We start from the raw sequence: 13,536 nt of genomic DNA on the forward strand, positions 1-13,536 counted from the left end.
GGGGGCGGCCGTCGGCGGCGCGGCGGGCGGCCCGGGTCAGTCCAGTTCGAGCACGCGGGCGTGCAGCACCTGGCGCTGCTGGAGCGCCGCGCGCACGGCGCGGTGCAGCCCGTCCTCGAGGTAGAGGTCGCCCTGCCACTTCACGACATGCGCGAAGAGGTCGCCGTAGAAGGTCGAATCCTCGGCGAGGAGGGTCTCGAGGTCCAGCTGGCCCTTGGTGGTCACGAGCTGATCGAGGCGGACCGGGCGCGGCGCGACATCCGCCCACTGCCGGGTGCTTTCCCGGCCGTGGTCGGGATACGGCCGCCCGTTTCCGATGCGCTTGAAGATCACACGGAAAGCCTACCGGGCGAGCGGCGGTCGGCGCAGCCAGGCAGCGCCGGTGGGATGCTGAGCAAAAACCCCGCGAAAGCCTCGCAAACCAGGAAGTAGGGGCCGTGTCATGACTGGGCCCGGGCAACCGATCTCGTCCGCGGGCCCGTCCGGGGTGGCGGATCTCTCCGCCGAGGCGCGAAAGATCGCCTCCGGCTCACGCCCTTTCCGGGGTGCCCCCGAACCGGGCGCCCCGCTCCACGACGGCCGGTGCCTGCCCGGGGCGCCCGCCCGGATCCCAGCGCCCTGCGGGCCTTCACCGCGGACGGCGCCAAGGCGCCGCAGACGACGGTGCGGACGTTCCCGGACTCCCCCGACGACCTGGAGGCGGTCCTTCACCGCGCCGGGCACGGGGAGGCGGTCGTCACCGTGCTGAGCGAGCCGCGCGCGCCGACCACCGCCGCGGCGCGGTTACGGGCGCCCCGGTCGCTGATGGGCCCGGTCGGTGAAACGCGGCTCGGCGGTCGGAGGCCCGCGGTGGCGGCGCGGCGGGCCGGCGCTTCGGGTCAGCGCCGCCGGCGTCGGGAGCGAGGACCCGTCCCGCGGTTCGCACGGGACGGGTCCGGGAGCTCGGTCCCCGCTGCTACTCGGTGATCTCGTGGTCGTCGTGCAGACCGCCGCCGCTGCCCGTGTCGCCGTCCGTCGGAACGGTGACGATCGGCTTGCGCAGCGAGCTCAGGTCGTGCGCGTACGTGCCGGCGGCGTTGGCGATGACGTCGATGTTGACGTCGAACGCCTTCATGCTGACGTTCTTGATGTCGTCGCACTTGGCGTGGTAGCACGCGTCGTACGCGACGCCCGCCGTGCCGCCGAACTTCTCGGCCTGCGCGGCGGACTTGATGCCCTCGGCGCCGGTGAAGGTGCCGCCGGACGGGATGCCGGCCTCGACGAACGGGCCGTAGTCGGAGCGGCCCGTGAAGTCCGTCCCCTCGTGGGGCGCGCCGACGCGGTCCATGAACTCGTTGATGTCGCGCTCCAGCTGGGCCGAGCCCGCCGGACCCGCCGGCGCGCCGACACCGTCGGAGTTGTCGCCGTCGTACACGAACAGGCCGTAGTTCGGGGACGCGATCATGTCGAAGTTCAGGTAGAGCTTGATCTCCTTCTTGCCCAGGTCGCTCAGGTTCGCGACGTAGTGCTCGGAGCCCAGCAGACCGTTCTCCTCGGCGCCCCACCAGGCGAACCGCAGCTTGTTGGCGGGCCGCTTCTCCGCCTTGGCGAGCTCCAGTGCGACCTCGAGCAGTCCGGCCGAGCCGGAGCCGTTGTCGTTGATGCCGGGGCCGGCGGTCACGGAGTCGAGGTGGGAGCCCAGCATCACGGTGTTGGCGGCGTTCCCGTGCCGCGTCTCCGCGATGACGTTGCGAGTGGTCCGCTTCTCCTGGAGCTGGCGGATCTCGAAGTCGATGCTCACGGGGCCCTTGGCCAGGTCCTCGGCGAGCTTGGTGCCCTCGGCCTGGGTGATGCCGCCGGTCGGGATCTTCCCGGACTCGGGGCCGCCGAGAGTGCCGGAGAGGGCCCCCTCGGTGTTGTTGTAGATGACCGCGCCGATCGCGCCGGCGGCGGCGGCGTTCTCCTGCTTGGCGGCGAACGTGCAGCCGCCGCGCTTGATCAGCGCCACCTTGCCGGTGAAGGTCCCGGAGCCGAAGTCCGCGGGCTCGCAGCCCGTGGTGCCGTCGGCGTCGACGGGGACGGCGGCCAGATCGGCCTTCACCCCGCCCACGGGGGTCGACTTGGTGTACGTCATCGCCGATATCGCGATGTCGCGCGGCGCGGGGGAGACCACCGACAGCTTCTCGGCCTGGGTCTCGGTGTAGATGAAGTCGAAGTTCTGGTAGGAGACTTCGTACCCGGCCTTCTTCAGCTGCTGGTAGACGTACGCGGCGGAGGCGTCGTAACCCAGCGAACCGGCGGCACGGTGACCGCCGGTGCTGTCGGCTATCTGCTGGAACTTCTGCAAGTGCTTGAAGGCGTCCTCGGCGGACGACTTGCGGACCAGCTTCTTGGAGAGCTTGGCCGCTTCCTTCGCCGCTCTCTCGGCGGGGTCGTGCCGGTGAGCGGTTGCGGGCGAGGCGGATGCCAGCAGGAGCGGGGTCGCGAGTGCGGCTGCGGCCACGGTGGCCACTGCTCTGCGATGGGTTGCGTTCACAGAGGTCCTTCCCGGTGCGAACGAGGTTGAGGGGAAGCTAGCGATCTCTGATGTGTTCTGTGAACACATGTGCCGCAACTCACGCGTTATTTAGCGACATTGACATCAACTGGTACGTCTTCGGGCGTACTTATGGGTCATTTGGCCGCCTTCGCCGCGCGCTTCAGCTCCTGCTTGTGCGCACGGACCTTGGCCAGCGACTCCGGACCGGTGATGTCCGCAGCCGAGCGGTGGGCGCGCTCCTCGCCGTACGGCCCCGCGGCCTCCCGCCAGCCCTCCGGGGTCACCCCGCACTGCTTGCCCAGCAGGGCGAGGAAGATCTGAGCCTTCTGCTTGCCGAAGCCGGGCAGGGCCAGGAGCCGGCCGAGCACCTCCTTGCCCGGCGGAGCGTCCTTCCACAGCGCCGTCGGGTCGCCGTCGTACTCGTCCACCAGGTACTGGCACAGCTGGTGGATCCGTTTCGCCATCGACCCCGGATAACGGTGCACCGCGGGCTTCCGCGACAGCAGCGCGGCGAACGCCTCTGGGTCCTGGGCGGCGATCTCGTGGGCGTCGAGATCGTCCCTTCCGAGGCGCTCGGCGATCGTGAAGGGGCCCGTGAAGGCCCATTCCATCGGGACCTGCTGGTCCAGCAGCATGCCGATCATCAGGGCGAGCGGGCTGCGCCCGAGCAGCTCGTCGGCCTCGGGCTGCTGGGCGAGGTGGATCTCGGGACTCATTCCCCGATGATCCCTCCCGTGCGAACGCGACGCACCCCCGACGCGGCCCTTCGGGGCGTCGCGGGGGCCTGTCGCCGGATCCCGGCGGGTGCCGTCAGCCGGGCTTCGGCGCCTCGATCGGGAAGCGCGTCGTCCGGGCCACGAACGGGCCCTCCGCCTCGATGCCTTCGTTCGGCTCGCGGAGCGGAGGCCCGCCGCCCTTTCCCCGGGTGCCGGCCGTGCGTGGTCCGAGGTCCCGCGCCGAGGCGGCCGCGGGCGGGGACTACCCGCGCGCGGCCGACGGGCCCGTCCAGTCCGCCGCCACCTTGCCGAGCCGTACGCGCTGGGGATGGTCCCCGACCGGCACGCTCGCCACCTTACGGCCGGTGGCGAAGTCGATCGCGGTGACCGAGTCCGATCCGCTCTCGGAGACCACACAGGACTTCCCGTCCCCGCTCACCGTGGCCCAGTACGGCTTCGAGGCCGTGATCAGCGGACCCTCCTCGAGGGTGGCCCGGTCGACGACCGTGGCGTAGTCGTCCATCGTCCCCGCGACGCAGATCTTGTCGCCCGCGGGGCTCATCGAGATCCCGTGGTGGCGGGAGTCGTTGACCCAGGTGGTGCGGTCCTCGCTGGTCGCCGGATTCTTCGGGAGGGTCTTCCCGCGGGTGATGCGGTCGGCGGCGACGTCGTACTCCAGGAAGCCGTTGAAGAACGACACCTGGAAGTAGAGCTTCGACTCGTCGGGGGTGAAGGCCACGGGCCGGACCGCGTCCGAGAGGTCCTTGCGGCCGAAGTCGTCCAGCCGCTGACGCATGTCGACGACCTTCACCGTGCGGTAGGTCTCGGCGTCGACTACGGTGATCTTGCGGTCGCCCTTGGTGAAGTCCCAGAAGGGGTCGTCCAGCGCGGTGTTGACCTCGCCGATCGCGCTGTTCCAGATCCGCTTGCCGCCGTCGGTGAAGACGTTCTCGTGCGGCTTGTCCCCAGTGGTGAACGAGCCCGTCTCCCGGCCGGTCCGGATGTCGAGGACGTGCACGGTGTCGGACGTCGACGCGGAGACCGCGACACGGGCTCCGTCCGGAGAGACGGCCATGTGGTCGGAGCGGTAACCCGACACCGGGAAGCGCCAGTTGAGCTTGCCGGTGGCCACGTCGACGGAGACGACGTCGGCGAAGCTCGGGCGGGACACCACGACGGCCGACCCGTCCGGCGTCGAGTACATGTCGTCGACGAACTGGTCGTGCCCCTCGCCGACGGACATCCGGATGCCGAGGAAGTAGGCGAGCTTCACCGGGTTGAGGTAGATCTCCAGCATCCGCTGGTCCTTGTCCGGGATCACGTTGATCCGGCCGATCCTGGCGAGGGACCCGGAGGCTTCGAGGACGTCGGCGGTGCCGTCCCAGTTGTTGCCGACGAACAGCACCTCGCGCAGGCCGCCGGTGCCGGAGGCGGCGGTGGTCGTGGCCGCCGCGGCCGCCGGGGCGGAGGCGGCGGTGACCGCGAGGGCGACGGCGAGACCGGTCAGAGCCGGGGGAAGTGCTGTCTTCACGGTGCGCTCCTGGGGTGTGGGACAGGAGGGAGGCAGGGGATTACCGGCGGTAAGGTACTGGTGGGGCACATGAAAGACCAGAGGTCCGGCAGGACTTCCCGCGGCGGCCGCCGGGAACCACCCCGGGAGCACGCGCCACACGTTCCCTGCCCGGGATCCCCGCGCCCGGCCCCGCGCGTCCGCGTGTCGAGCGGGACCAGCTCTCCGTGCGGACCGGTGCGCGACGCGCTGCGGGCGTCGGTGAGCAGCATCAGCGCCAGCAGTCCGGTCGCCCGCCCCTCCCGAGACAGCAGCCGGCGCACCGCGCGAGTCAGCCGGATCGCCTCCCGGGCGAAGTCGGCGCGGTGCAGCGCGGCGCCGGAGGTCGCGGTGCAACCCTCGTTGAAGATCAGGAGAGCACCTGGAGGACGGCCGACAGCCGCTTGTCACGGTCCTCGGGCACCGGCGGGCGGAAGGGCACACCCGTGATCCTCGCCTTGGCGCGGCTGATCCGCTGTGCCGTCGTCGCCTCCGGGACCAGCAGGGCACGGGCGATCTCCGCCGTGGTCAGACCGCCGACCTCCCGCAGGGTCAGCGCGATCTGCGCTGTCGGCGTGAGCACCGGGTGGCAGTACAGGAACGGCAGGGTGGCAGCACAGGAACAGCAGGGTGAGTGTGTCGTCCTCGGACGGGGCGCGGCCCTGAGAACACCGCCCGCAGGCCCTTCTCGCTCCATGCGGGGCGGTGGGAGGACGCCCGCCCGGTCATCGCCTCGTAGTCGGCCTGCGAGCCCTGGACCATCACCAGATACTTCAGGACTTCGCTCCTCGGCTGCGCCGTCGTCGCCCCTCGCGGGCAACTCTCACAGGGGACGTCGGAGCCCGTCACGCGCTTCTCGACACCTCGCGCGGATTGTCCTCGGCCCTCGCTCTCCTGCCGTTCCCCCGCTGCCGCTCATCGCCGGCGCCCGCCCTCCGCCGACCCCGGGGCCGGGTACGGCGAAGGCCCCGACCGAGCACGGCGGTTTCTAGCGGTCGGGGCCCTTTCGCAGGCCGCGGTGGGGGTCCGTTCGCGGGGGCGGCGAACGGCCGCGGTCATGGTCAGCGGGCGGTGCCGAAGTCCTGGGTCCAGTAGTTCCCGGGCTGCGCGAGGCCGACGCCGATCTCCTTGAACTCGCAGTTCAGGATGTTCTTCTTGTGGCCCGGGCTGGACATCCAGCCCGCCATGACCTTCTCGGGCGTCTCGTAGCCGTAGGCGACGTTCTCGCCGTACGTGCTCCAGTTGTACCCGGCACGGGTGATCCGGGTGCCCGGGTCGGAGCCGTCGGAGCCCGTGTGGGACATGTTGCGGTGGGCGGCCATGTCCTGGCTGTGGTCCTGGGCGGCCTTGGTCAGCTTCGCGTTGACCGTAACCGGGGAGCATCCGGCCTTGCTGCGCTCGCTGTTGACGAGCTGCACGACGCGCGCCACGGCGCCGGAGGCGGGAGAGGAGGACGCTGGCGTGCTCGGGGAGGCGGTGGGCTTCGGCGCCGAGGGCTCGGCGGGTGCGGGAGCCTGCGGCGCCGGCTCGGCCGGGGCGGAACCACCGGGCTCGGCCGCACCCGGCTCCGAACCGGGCCGCTCGGCGCCGCCGGGCTCACCGCCGTACTTCTTCTTCCAGTCCCAGCCGCCCTGCTGCCAGGGATTCCCCGACGAGGTGTTCTTCCAGTTCCCCCAGGACCGGCTGTCCCGGCTTTCCGGGCGGTTCTGACCGTCAGGCTGGTCCATACAGGCCATGGCGACGGAAGGCACAGCCACGGCGCCCAGGGCGACGGCGGCGATCGTTATCTTCCGGTAGTGCGTCTTTCTGCGGTGCTTCCTCATGCATGACCTCACTCGGTTTTCGCGGAGCGCCCCCGGGGAACGGTCGACCCGGCACTGGTCCTGTGCTGAGCTGCGGAGACGCCTTGCGGGCCGCCATTCTTAGAAGCGCCGCGCGGGGTGAGCAATGAGCGCTGTTACTACCTCGGCTCGTAGGGCGGGACGCCTCTTGAAATGGGCTCCCAGGCGTGCTGGCCCCGATTCCGGACCGGGCGCGCGCTTCTGCTGATCCGTCAGAAACCCCTGGGTAACCCACAAACGGGCGGAACCGGCGAGCCGGTCGAATAGCCCCATGATGACCGCGGGACGTGTCTCCCTTAAAATGGACAAGTCTCATTTGTCCACTCCTGGGCTCTCTACTATTCGGCCGCCCTAGTGGCGAAATCGGCGTGACGGATGTCACGGAATGGCTTGGGAGTTCGTGGAACCGCGACGATCCGGGCGGGGTGGACGCGGGGTCGAGGCGCTCGGTGCGGCCGGTGCCGGCCGTGGAGGAACCGACCCGCGTCACGAACTGGATCCGCTCCCTCCGCTTCGCGCACGGGGAGATGACCCAGGCGGAGCTGGCCGACCGGATCGGGGTGACCCGCCGGACCGGCATCGCCATCGAGAAGGGCCGGTACTCGCCCTCGCTCGAGATGGCGTTCCGGATCGCCCATGTCTTCGGAGTCCCGTTCGAGCGGGTCTTCCAGCACCCGGTCGGCGAACCCGGCAGCGGGAGTGGCGGGAGTGAGGGGGAAGCACGTGAAAGCAGTCGCACACGACACCTACGGCTCCGTCGAGGCGCTGGAGCTGAGGGACGTCCCCGGGCCCGTGGCGGGGGACGGCGAGGCGCTCGTACGAGTACGCGCGGCCGGCGTGGACGCGGGCGTCTGGCGTCTGGCGTCTGATGACGGGGCTGCCGTACCTCCTGCGCCTCATGGGCTACGGCCTCCGGGCGCCCAAGGTCCCCGTCCGCGGCCGGGAGTTTTGGCGGGCCGGGTGGAGGCGACCGGCGCCGGTGTGACCCCGCTTCCGGCCCGGAGGCGAGGTGCTCGGCTTCTGCGAGGGGGCCTTCGCCGAGTACGCGACCGCCGGAGAGGACCGGTTCGTGTCGCGGCCCGGCCCGCGAACCTCACGGTCGACCAGGCGGCGGCCGTGCCCCTCTCCGCGGTCACCGCACTCCAGGCGCTGCGCGACACGGGCCGGGTGCGGGCCGGGCAGCGCGTGCTGGTCATCGGGGCCGCGGGCGGGGCCGGGACGTTCGCCGTACAGCTCGGCAAGGCCCTCGGAGCGCATGTCACGGGCGTCTGCAGTACGACGAAGACGGACCTGGTCCGCGCCCTCGGCACCGACGAGGTCCTCGACTGCACCCGTGAGGACTACGCGGACGGCTCCCGTCGCTTCGACCTCGTCGTCGACACCGCGGGCAACGCTCCGCTCGCACGGCTCCGGCGGGCGCTGACCCGGAGGGGAACACTGGTCCTCGACGGCGAGGAGGGCGGGGGACGCTGGTTCGGCGGCACGGACCGGGTGCTGCGGGCGCTGCTGCTGTCCCCGTTCGTAGGGCAGCGGCTGTGCGGGCTGATCTCGGCGGAGCGGGGAGAGGACCTGGAATCGCTGAAGGAGCTGATCGAGGCCGGCGGCGTCACCCCGGTCGTCGACAGGGCCTATCGGCTGAGCGAGCTGCCCGAGGCCATCCGGTACCTCAGGGAGAGCGGGGCCCGCGGCAAGGTCGTGGTCACGATGTGACGCGACGACCCGCCTTTTCCCTCCCCTGCCCCTTACCGCCTCGTCTTCGGCCTCCGACCCGCTCAGGGCGGAGGTCGAAGACATGTGCACACGCCCGTACCCGGGCGCCCTGACCTGTCAAGTCCCGAAATGCAGCGGCATGACGTGCATGCGGCGACCGGGCTTTCCTGGGACCGGGTCGGCGGAAAGCACCGCGCTTCCGCGTCGAACGCGCCGCTTGCACTGCGGGACGGCAGGCGCAGCGGGAGATTTCCAAGATCCACAATTCCCGGACCAGAAGCCCATAATGACGATAGGGAGGGCAAATGAGGACCACTGCCATTTCCCCGATGTCCCCGATGTCCCCGATTCTGGGGAGAATGCCGTGACGTCAGAGCTTCCTCCGTCCGAGCGCCCCACACGCCCCACGGGCCCCCCGTCCGGTCCGCTGACCGGCCGGTCCTCCGACGAGCGGGAACAACCCCCGCCCCCGCCTGGGCCTCCGCCCCCGCCTGGCCCTCCGCCCCCGCCTGGGCCTCCGCAGGAGCCGCCCGCCGCGGGCGGATCCGGAGAGCCGGGCCCTGGCCACGGAAAGCCGCCGCTCTGGCGGCGGAGCCGACTCACATTGGTGAGTGCCGGCACGGCCGTCGTGGTGGCGTTGGCGGTGATCCTCGCGTTCTCCGTCATGGGCGGGGGATCCCAGCCGGGCGGGGAGATCTTCCTCCAGACCGCCTCGGCGGCCGGCCGTGACCCGTTCACCCCGTCTGTCGCCACGGACACCCGGGACGCCGAGGCTCCGTCCGGTTCCGACACGTCGAGGATCGGCTCACGCACCGTCGCCGTCAGCGGCGCGCATCCCGGTCTGTACGGGGGTACGCAGAACGTCGCGAGCTGCGATGTCGAGAAACAGATCACGTATCTCGTGCAGAACGAGAACAAGGGCAGCGCCTTCGCGGGAGCCCTGCGCATCCAGAAGGCCGAAGTGCCCGCCTACCTGCGGTCGCTGACACCGGTTCGGCTGACCTGGGACACCCGGGTCACCAATCACGGATACCGGGACGGCAGCGCCACCGAGTACCAGGCGGTCCTTCAGGCCGGTACGGCAGTGCTCGTCGACGACCGCGGCGTCCCGCGCGTGCGCTGCGCGTGCGGCAACCCGCTGGCCCCTGCCGTCGCGGTCCAGGGCGAGCAGAAGTACTCGGGCAAGAAGTGGGCGTCCTTCCGCTCGTCCACCGTCGTCGCGGTCGTCCCGGCGCCCAAGCCGATGAAGGCCGTCACGATGTTCGACCCGGATTCCAAGGCATGGTTCGAGCGCCCGAGCGGAGACGCCCGGGGCCGGAGCGACCACCGGATTCCCGCTCCGAAGGGCCAGCCGCCGGACGCGGCATTCCCGGTCCTGCCCGAGCCTTCGAAGGACTCCACGGACGTGTTCCCGGAAGGCGAGCCCGAGAGGGAGGACCAGGACACGCCGGACGGCGGGACGGACGAGGACAAGGACACGGACAAGGAGAAGGGCAAGGACGAGAAGAAGGAGAAGGAAGACAAACAGCAGAAGGAGGACGAGCCGTCGCGCAAGGACGAGGAGACGGGCAAGCCGTCGGACGAGGAGCAGAAGAAGAAGGAGGAGAAGCAGAAGAAGGACGAGGAGGAGAAGGACGACCAGCGGCAGAAGGACGATGAGAAGAAGAAGGAGGACGAGAAGAAGAAGGAACAGCCCGTGGCGCCGGACTCGGAAGAGCCGCCATCGCCGGATGAGCCTGAGAAGCCCGTGGCGCCGGAGACGGAACGGGAGCAGCCCCCGCAGGAACAGGACCAGCCGGTCGCGCCCGAGCAGCCACAGCCCCCCTCGCCTCAGGAGCCAGCCGAGCCACAGCGGCCGGAACAGTCGGAGCAGCAGCTTCCCGAGTCACCCCCGGCGGAGCAGCCGCAGCAGCCCGACCAGCAGGAGCAACCGCAGCAGCCTGCTGAGGGACAGCCTCGACAGGAGCCGCAGTACTCGTAGCGCCGTGGTCCCGAGCCCTCGGTCCAAGGGCTCGGGATTCCCGTAGCCCGTAGCCCGTAGCCCGTCGATGCGCGGATTGCGCCCACTCCATGTCGTTGGCCACGTTCGCATCCTGTGCATCGGCGTGCGGACTCGGCGCTGGCGACCGACCCTGGAGAAGGGCGCGGCGGAGGAGGAGGCATCCGTCCGTGTCCCAGTGACCACGCCCGAACGAGCCCGGACCCAACTGGAAGGTGGACGTCGCCATGGAGAAGCCCCCGGTCGTCTCAGCGCAGGAGTGGGAGTCCGCGCGGCAGGAACTGCTCTTGGAGGAGAAGCGGTTGACCCGCGCTCGTGACGAACTGGCCGCCAAGCGCCGCAGGATGCCGTGGCTGGCGGTGGAGAAGGACTACGCATTCGAGGGTCCGGAGGGCAAGGTGAGCCTGCCCGACCTGTTCGAGGGTCGTCGGCAGCTGGTCGTGTACCGCGCCTTCTTCGAGCCCGGTGTCTTCGGCTGGCCCGCCCACGCCTGCCGTGGCTGCTCCATGGTGGCCGACCACGTCGGCGACCTCGCTCATCTGAACGCTCGCGACACGACTCTCGTCTTCGTCTCGCGTGCGCCGCAGCCGGACATCGAGCGGGTGAAGGCCCGGATGGGCTGGACGATGCCCTGGTACACGATCGCAGGCGACTTCGACGCCGACTTCGGGGTGGACGAGTGGCACGGCACGAACGCTTTCATCCGCGACGGCGACAGCGTGTTCCGCACCTACTTCATCAACAACCGCGGTGACGAGGCGCTGGGGAGCACCTGGAGCTACCTCGACATGACCGCTCTCGGGCGGCAGGAGACGTGGGAGGACTCGCCCGAGGGCTATCCCCAGACCCCGCCGTACGAATGGTGGAACTGGCACGACGAGTACGGCGACGACGTCGAACCGGCGCCGGAGTGGCTGGCCAAGACCCGCGAGGCCGGCTGAGCCCCTCCTCATCCGGGCGGGGGCGTCTCACCGGCTCAGTCCGCGGCGGTACAGCCGCGAGCGGTCGCCGGGCACGCCGCCCGGCCGCCTACCCCGCGATCGCCGCGCATCACATACGTCTCGTTCTGCCTGTTCAGGCAGCTGCGGGGATACGGGACTCGAACTTGTGAAGGGTTTCCCCCAACATGCTTTCCCCATGTTCGTACGGGGTCCGGTGGGAGCCGTACCCGTCCTGAACCGCGGCGGAGCGTTCTGATGGCCTCGGTCCGGATGGCCCCGAACAGAGGCGGAACGCAACCAGAACCGCGACCACAGGAGTCCGCGCTTGATCACACCCGGCGCCAGGCGCCGAGTAGTTCTCCGGGCCCGTAAGCCGCTCGGAGCCCGGAACAGGTGATCCCGTTGCGCGAGACCGCCACGAGCGGTACCGGCTCGTCTGTGATCGCGGCCCGGTGCTTCTGCAACGCGGCCAGATCGTGGCCGTCGAACGCGGAGTTCTCCAGCCACTCGACCGAACCGAGGAAGAGCAGTTCCTTGGCCACCGGCTGTCGGTCGGCGCCCACCAGGTCGATTTCGACGTCATTGCTGCGCGTCCAGTATCCGCCGATCGCGGGGGCGGCGGGCAGGAGCCCGTCCGGCAGGAGGCGGGCGAGGGATTCCCTGACGAGAGGTTCGATCGCACGCCCCCGCCAGCTCGTCCACTGCTCCTGGATCCGGCTCAGGGTGAGATCCCCCGCATCCGCTCGATCTCCGCCATGTGCGGCCCCAGGAACTTTTTGTTCCACACCTCAGCGGAGCTGCTCAAGGCCTGTCTCGAAGTCGGGTGGGAGCTTGTGACAAGATCGCGCGATGCTGCGACTCACCGATTTCATTATCGACTGTCCGGACACGATGAAGCTGGCGGCCTTCTACTCCGAGGTGACGGGCCGTCCGATCAAGAAAGGCAGCTCCGAGGACTGGGCCGGCATCCAGTTCGGCGAGATCGAGCTGGCATTCATCCGGGTGGACGACTACCGCGCTCCGCAGTGGCCCGACAGCAAGCACCCCAAGCAGTTCCACCTCGACTTCGAAGTGGACGAGATCGAGTCCGAGCAGCGCCGCGTCCTCGACCTCGGCGCGACGCTGAGGCAGGACTTCATCGGCCCCAACGGCTACGGCTGGCAGGTCTACACCGATCCGATCGGCCACCCCTTCTGCCTGTGCCGCAACAAGGGCGTCACCTGGACCGACCAGGGCCCGATCTGGCCCAAGCGCGACTAATGAGCCGCCCACTTCCTCCCCCAGCACTCTCCCCAGCTCCCGCCCCGTCCGCCGTCGCCCCACACGCATGTGGACCGTGTCTGCTCGGCTTCGCCTGGGTCGACGGTGGACGGGACGGGAGCCCCCCGCGCACGCCCCTGCAGACCCGCGGGCGGAAACGGCGCCCCCTCCATCCCGGTGCCGGCCGGTTCCCCGCCGGTCACCTCCTGGTCCGCTGCAACAACCGCCGCGCCCCCGCTGCCCGGCCTGCGCAGAGGTCTACCGCCGCGACACGTTCCACCTGATCACCGCCGGACTCCGCGGCGGCAAGAACACCCCGGACCGCGTCGCCACACACCCCCTCGCCTTCGCCACCTCCGCCGCCCCCGGCTTCGGCTCCGTCCACAACCGCCGCACCGACAGCCGCCCCTGCCGCTGCGGCACCGACCACGACTCCGCCGACTTCGACAACGACCAGGAACCGAGCGAGCGGGCCGTAGCCTCCTACACCGCCAAGTACGCCACCGAGGGTGCCGAAACCGCGACCGGCACCCGGGGCCGTCCGCTCCTGGAAGCGGCTCCTGCGGGACGCGGGCGTACGGGGCGGTCGTCTCCATGACGCTCGCCACACGGCCGCGACCGTGCTTCTGATCCTCGGTGTCCCGGACGTCGTGGTCGACGCGATCATGGGCTGGGAGCGCGGGGAGCGGCACGTATGCGGGCCCGGTGCGTGCACGTGACCGGGACGCTGCTGCGGAAGGTCGCGCGGCAGGTCGGGGACGCCCTCTGGGAGCCGCCCGGAGACGACGGGAAACCCGACTGAGACGGAAACCGAGACGGACGAACGCCAGAGGGCCGGACCGCTTTCGCGATCCGGCCCTCTGAGCTGGCGGAGGATACGAGATTCGAACTCGTGAGGGGTTGCCCCCCACACGCTTTCCACATGTTCGCCTGAGGGTTCGGAGGTGGTCGTGGGTGTCCTGACCGGCCGTGGAGCGGACTGTCCAGTGGCGTCCGGACATA

General features: G+C 70.3%; 10 protein-coding genes and 6 pseudogenes. 8 read left to right on the top strand and 8 right to left on the bottom strand.

Features of this window, described 5'->3' with window-relative positions:
* Nucleotides 1-36 precede the first annotated feature (36 nt).
* A complete protein-coding gene (locus FEF34_RS19590; protein ID WP_003999914.1) occupies nucleotides 37-333 on the bottom strand; it encodes a type II toxin-antitoxin system VapB family antitoxin in 297 nt (98 codons plus the stop codon).
* A 282-nt stretch (nucleotides 334-615) separates the two neighbouring features.
* Between FEF34_RS19590 and FEF34_RS42985 the strand changes: the two are divergent.
* A pseudogene (locus FEF34_RS42985) lies at nucleotides 616-831 on the top strand (helicase HerA-like domain-containing protein); the annotation flags it as partial.
* Nucleotides 832-955: 124 nt separating this feature from the next.
* Here FEF34_RS42985 and FEF34_RS19600 read toward each other — a convergent pair.
* The 6 genes and pseudogenes from FEF34_RS19600 to FEF34_RS19625 form a co-directional block, all read right to left on the bottom strand.
* Nucleotides 956-2,491: a M28 family metallopeptidase gene (locus FEF34_RS19600; RefSeq protein WP_138057594.1), complete on the bottom strand. Its 1,536-nt coding sequence runs from the start codon at nucleotides 2,489-2,491 to the stop codon at nucleotides 956-958.
* 161 nt (nucleotides 2,492-2,652) lie between these two features.
* Nucleotides 2,653-3,234 carry an HhH-GPD-type base excision DNA repair protein gene (locus FEF34_RS19605; RefSeq protein ID WP_138054323.1) on the bottom strand — a complete coding sequence of 194 codons (582 nt, stop codon included), beginning with the start codon at nucleotides 3,232-3,234 and terminating at the stop codon, nucleotides 2,653-2,655.
* Nucleotides 3,235-3,496: 262 nt separating this feature from the next.
* The gene (locus FEF34_RS19615; protein WP_138054324.1) at nucleotides 3,497-4,765 is read right to left on the bottom strand and encodes a YncE family protein; all 1,269 of its coding nucleotides are present in this window, start codon (nucleotides 4,763-4,765) and stop codon (nucleotides 3,497-3,499) included.
* Nucleotides 4,766-4,938: 173 nt separating this feature from the next.
* A pseudogene (locus FEF34_RS41335) lies at nucleotides 4,939-5,448 on the bottom strand (DUF6596 domain-containing protein); the annotation flags it as partial.
* Nucleotides 5,447-5,560, bottom strand: a pseudogene (locus tag FEF34_RS44490) (YciI family protein); the annotation flags it as partial. The pseudogenes FEF34_RS44490 and FEF34_RS41335, both read right to left, overlap by 2 nt.
* 284 nt (nucleotides 5,561-5,844) lie before the next feature.
* Complete coding sequence (locus FEF34_RS19625) at nucleotides 5,845-6,606, bottom strand: CAP domain-containing protein (protein WP_138054325.1); 762 nt, start codon at nucleotides 6,604-6,606, stop codon at nucleotides 5,845-5,847.
* Between the two features lie 545 nt (nucleotides 6,607-7,151).
* On the opposite strand from FEF34_RS19625, the gene FEF34_RS44255 reads away from it, so the two are divergent.
* From FEF34_RS44255 to FEF34_RS19650, 4 genes are all read left to right on the top strand, one after another.
* Nucleotides 7,152-7,493 carry a helix-turn-helix transcriptional regulator gene (locus FEF34_RS44255; RefSeq protein WP_234043105.1) on the top strand — a complete coding sequence of 114 codons (342 nt, stop codon included), beginning with the start codon at nucleotides 7,152-7,154 and terminating at the stop codon, nucleotides 7,491-7,493.
* 247 nt (nucleotides 7,494-7,740) lie between these two features.
* A complete protein-coding gene (locus tag FEF34_RS42995) occupies nucleotides 7,741-8,334 on the top strand; it encodes an NAD(P)-dependent alcohol dehydrogenase (RefSeq protein ID WP_234042465.1) in 594 nt (197 codons plus the stop codon).
* 607 nt (nucleotides 8,335-8,941) lie between these two features.
* Nucleotides 8,942-10,315: a DUF6777 domain-containing protein gene (locus tag FEF34_RS19645; RefSeq protein ID WP_171052742.1), complete on the top strand. Its 1,374-nt coding sequence runs from the start codon at nucleotides 8,942-8,944 to the stop codon at nucleotides 10,313-10,315.
* A 245-nt stretch (nucleotides 10,316-10,560) separates the two neighbouring features.
* Nucleotides 10,561-11,274 (top strand): DUF899 domain-containing protein, encoded by a 714-nt coding sequence (locus FEF34_RS19650; protein WP_138054329.1) that lies wholly within the window; start codon nucleotides 10,561-10,563, stop codon nucleotides 11,272-11,274.
* A 329-nt stretch (nucleotides 11,275-11,603) separates the two neighbouring features.
* Here FEF34_RS19650 and FEF34_RS19655 read toward each other — a convergent pair.
* Nucleotides 11,604-12,046, bottom strand: a pseudogene (locus tag FEF34_RS19655) (DUF234 domain-containing protein); the annotation flags it as partial.
* A 77-nt stretch (nucleotides 12,047-12,123) separates the two neighbouring features.
* Here FEF34_RS19655 and FEF34_RS19660 point away from each other — a divergent pair.
* The 3 genes and pseudogenes from FEF34_RS19660 to FEF34_RS19670 form a co-directional block, all read left to right on the top strand.
* Entirely contained in the window at nucleotides 12,124-12,534 is a 411-nt protein-coding gene (locus tag FEF34_RS19660) for a VOC family protein (protein ID WP_138054331.1), read from the top strand.
* A gap of 80 nt (nucleotides 12,535-12,614) precedes the next feature.
* Nucleotides 12,615-12,976 (top strand): annotated as a pseudogene (locus FEF34_RS43000) (replication initiator); the annotation flags it as partial.
* 106 nt (nucleotides 12,977-13,082) lie between these two features.
* A pseudogene (locus FEF34_RS19670) lies at nucleotides 13,083-13,336 on the top strand (site-specific integrase); the annotation flags it as partial.
* Nucleotides 13,337-13,536: the final 200 nt, after the last annotated feature.

Origin of the sequence: Streptomyces marianii, from assembly GCF_005795905.1 — a bacterium.
Classification (GTDB): domain Bacteria; phylum Actinomycetota; class Actinomycetes; order Streptomycetales; family Streptomycetaceae; genus Streptomyces; species Streptomyces marianii.

Excerpts from the sequence above, each read along its gene's own strand:
- FEF34_RS19605 (WP_138054323.1), bottom strand. The coding sequence starts at position 3,234 with ATGAGTCCCGAGATCCACCTCGCCCAGCAGCCCGAGGCCGACGAGCTG.
- FEF34_RS19625 (WP_138054325.1), bottom strand. The coding sequence starts at position 6,606 with ATGAGGAAGCACCGCAGAAAGACGCACTACCGGAAGATAACGATCGCC.
- FEF34_RS44255 (WP_234043105.1), top strand. The coding sequence starts at position 7,152 with ATGACCCAGGCGGAGCTGGCCGACCGGATCGGGGTGACCCGCCGGACC.
- FEF34_RS19650 (WP_138054329.1), top strand. The coding sequence starts at position 10,561 with ATGGAGAAGCCCCCGGTCGTCTCAGCGCAGGAGTGGGAGTCCGCGCGG.
- FEF34_RS19660 (WP_138054331.1), top strand. The coding sequence starts at position 12,124 with ATGCTGCGACTCACCGATTTCATTATCGACTGTCCGGACACGATGAAG.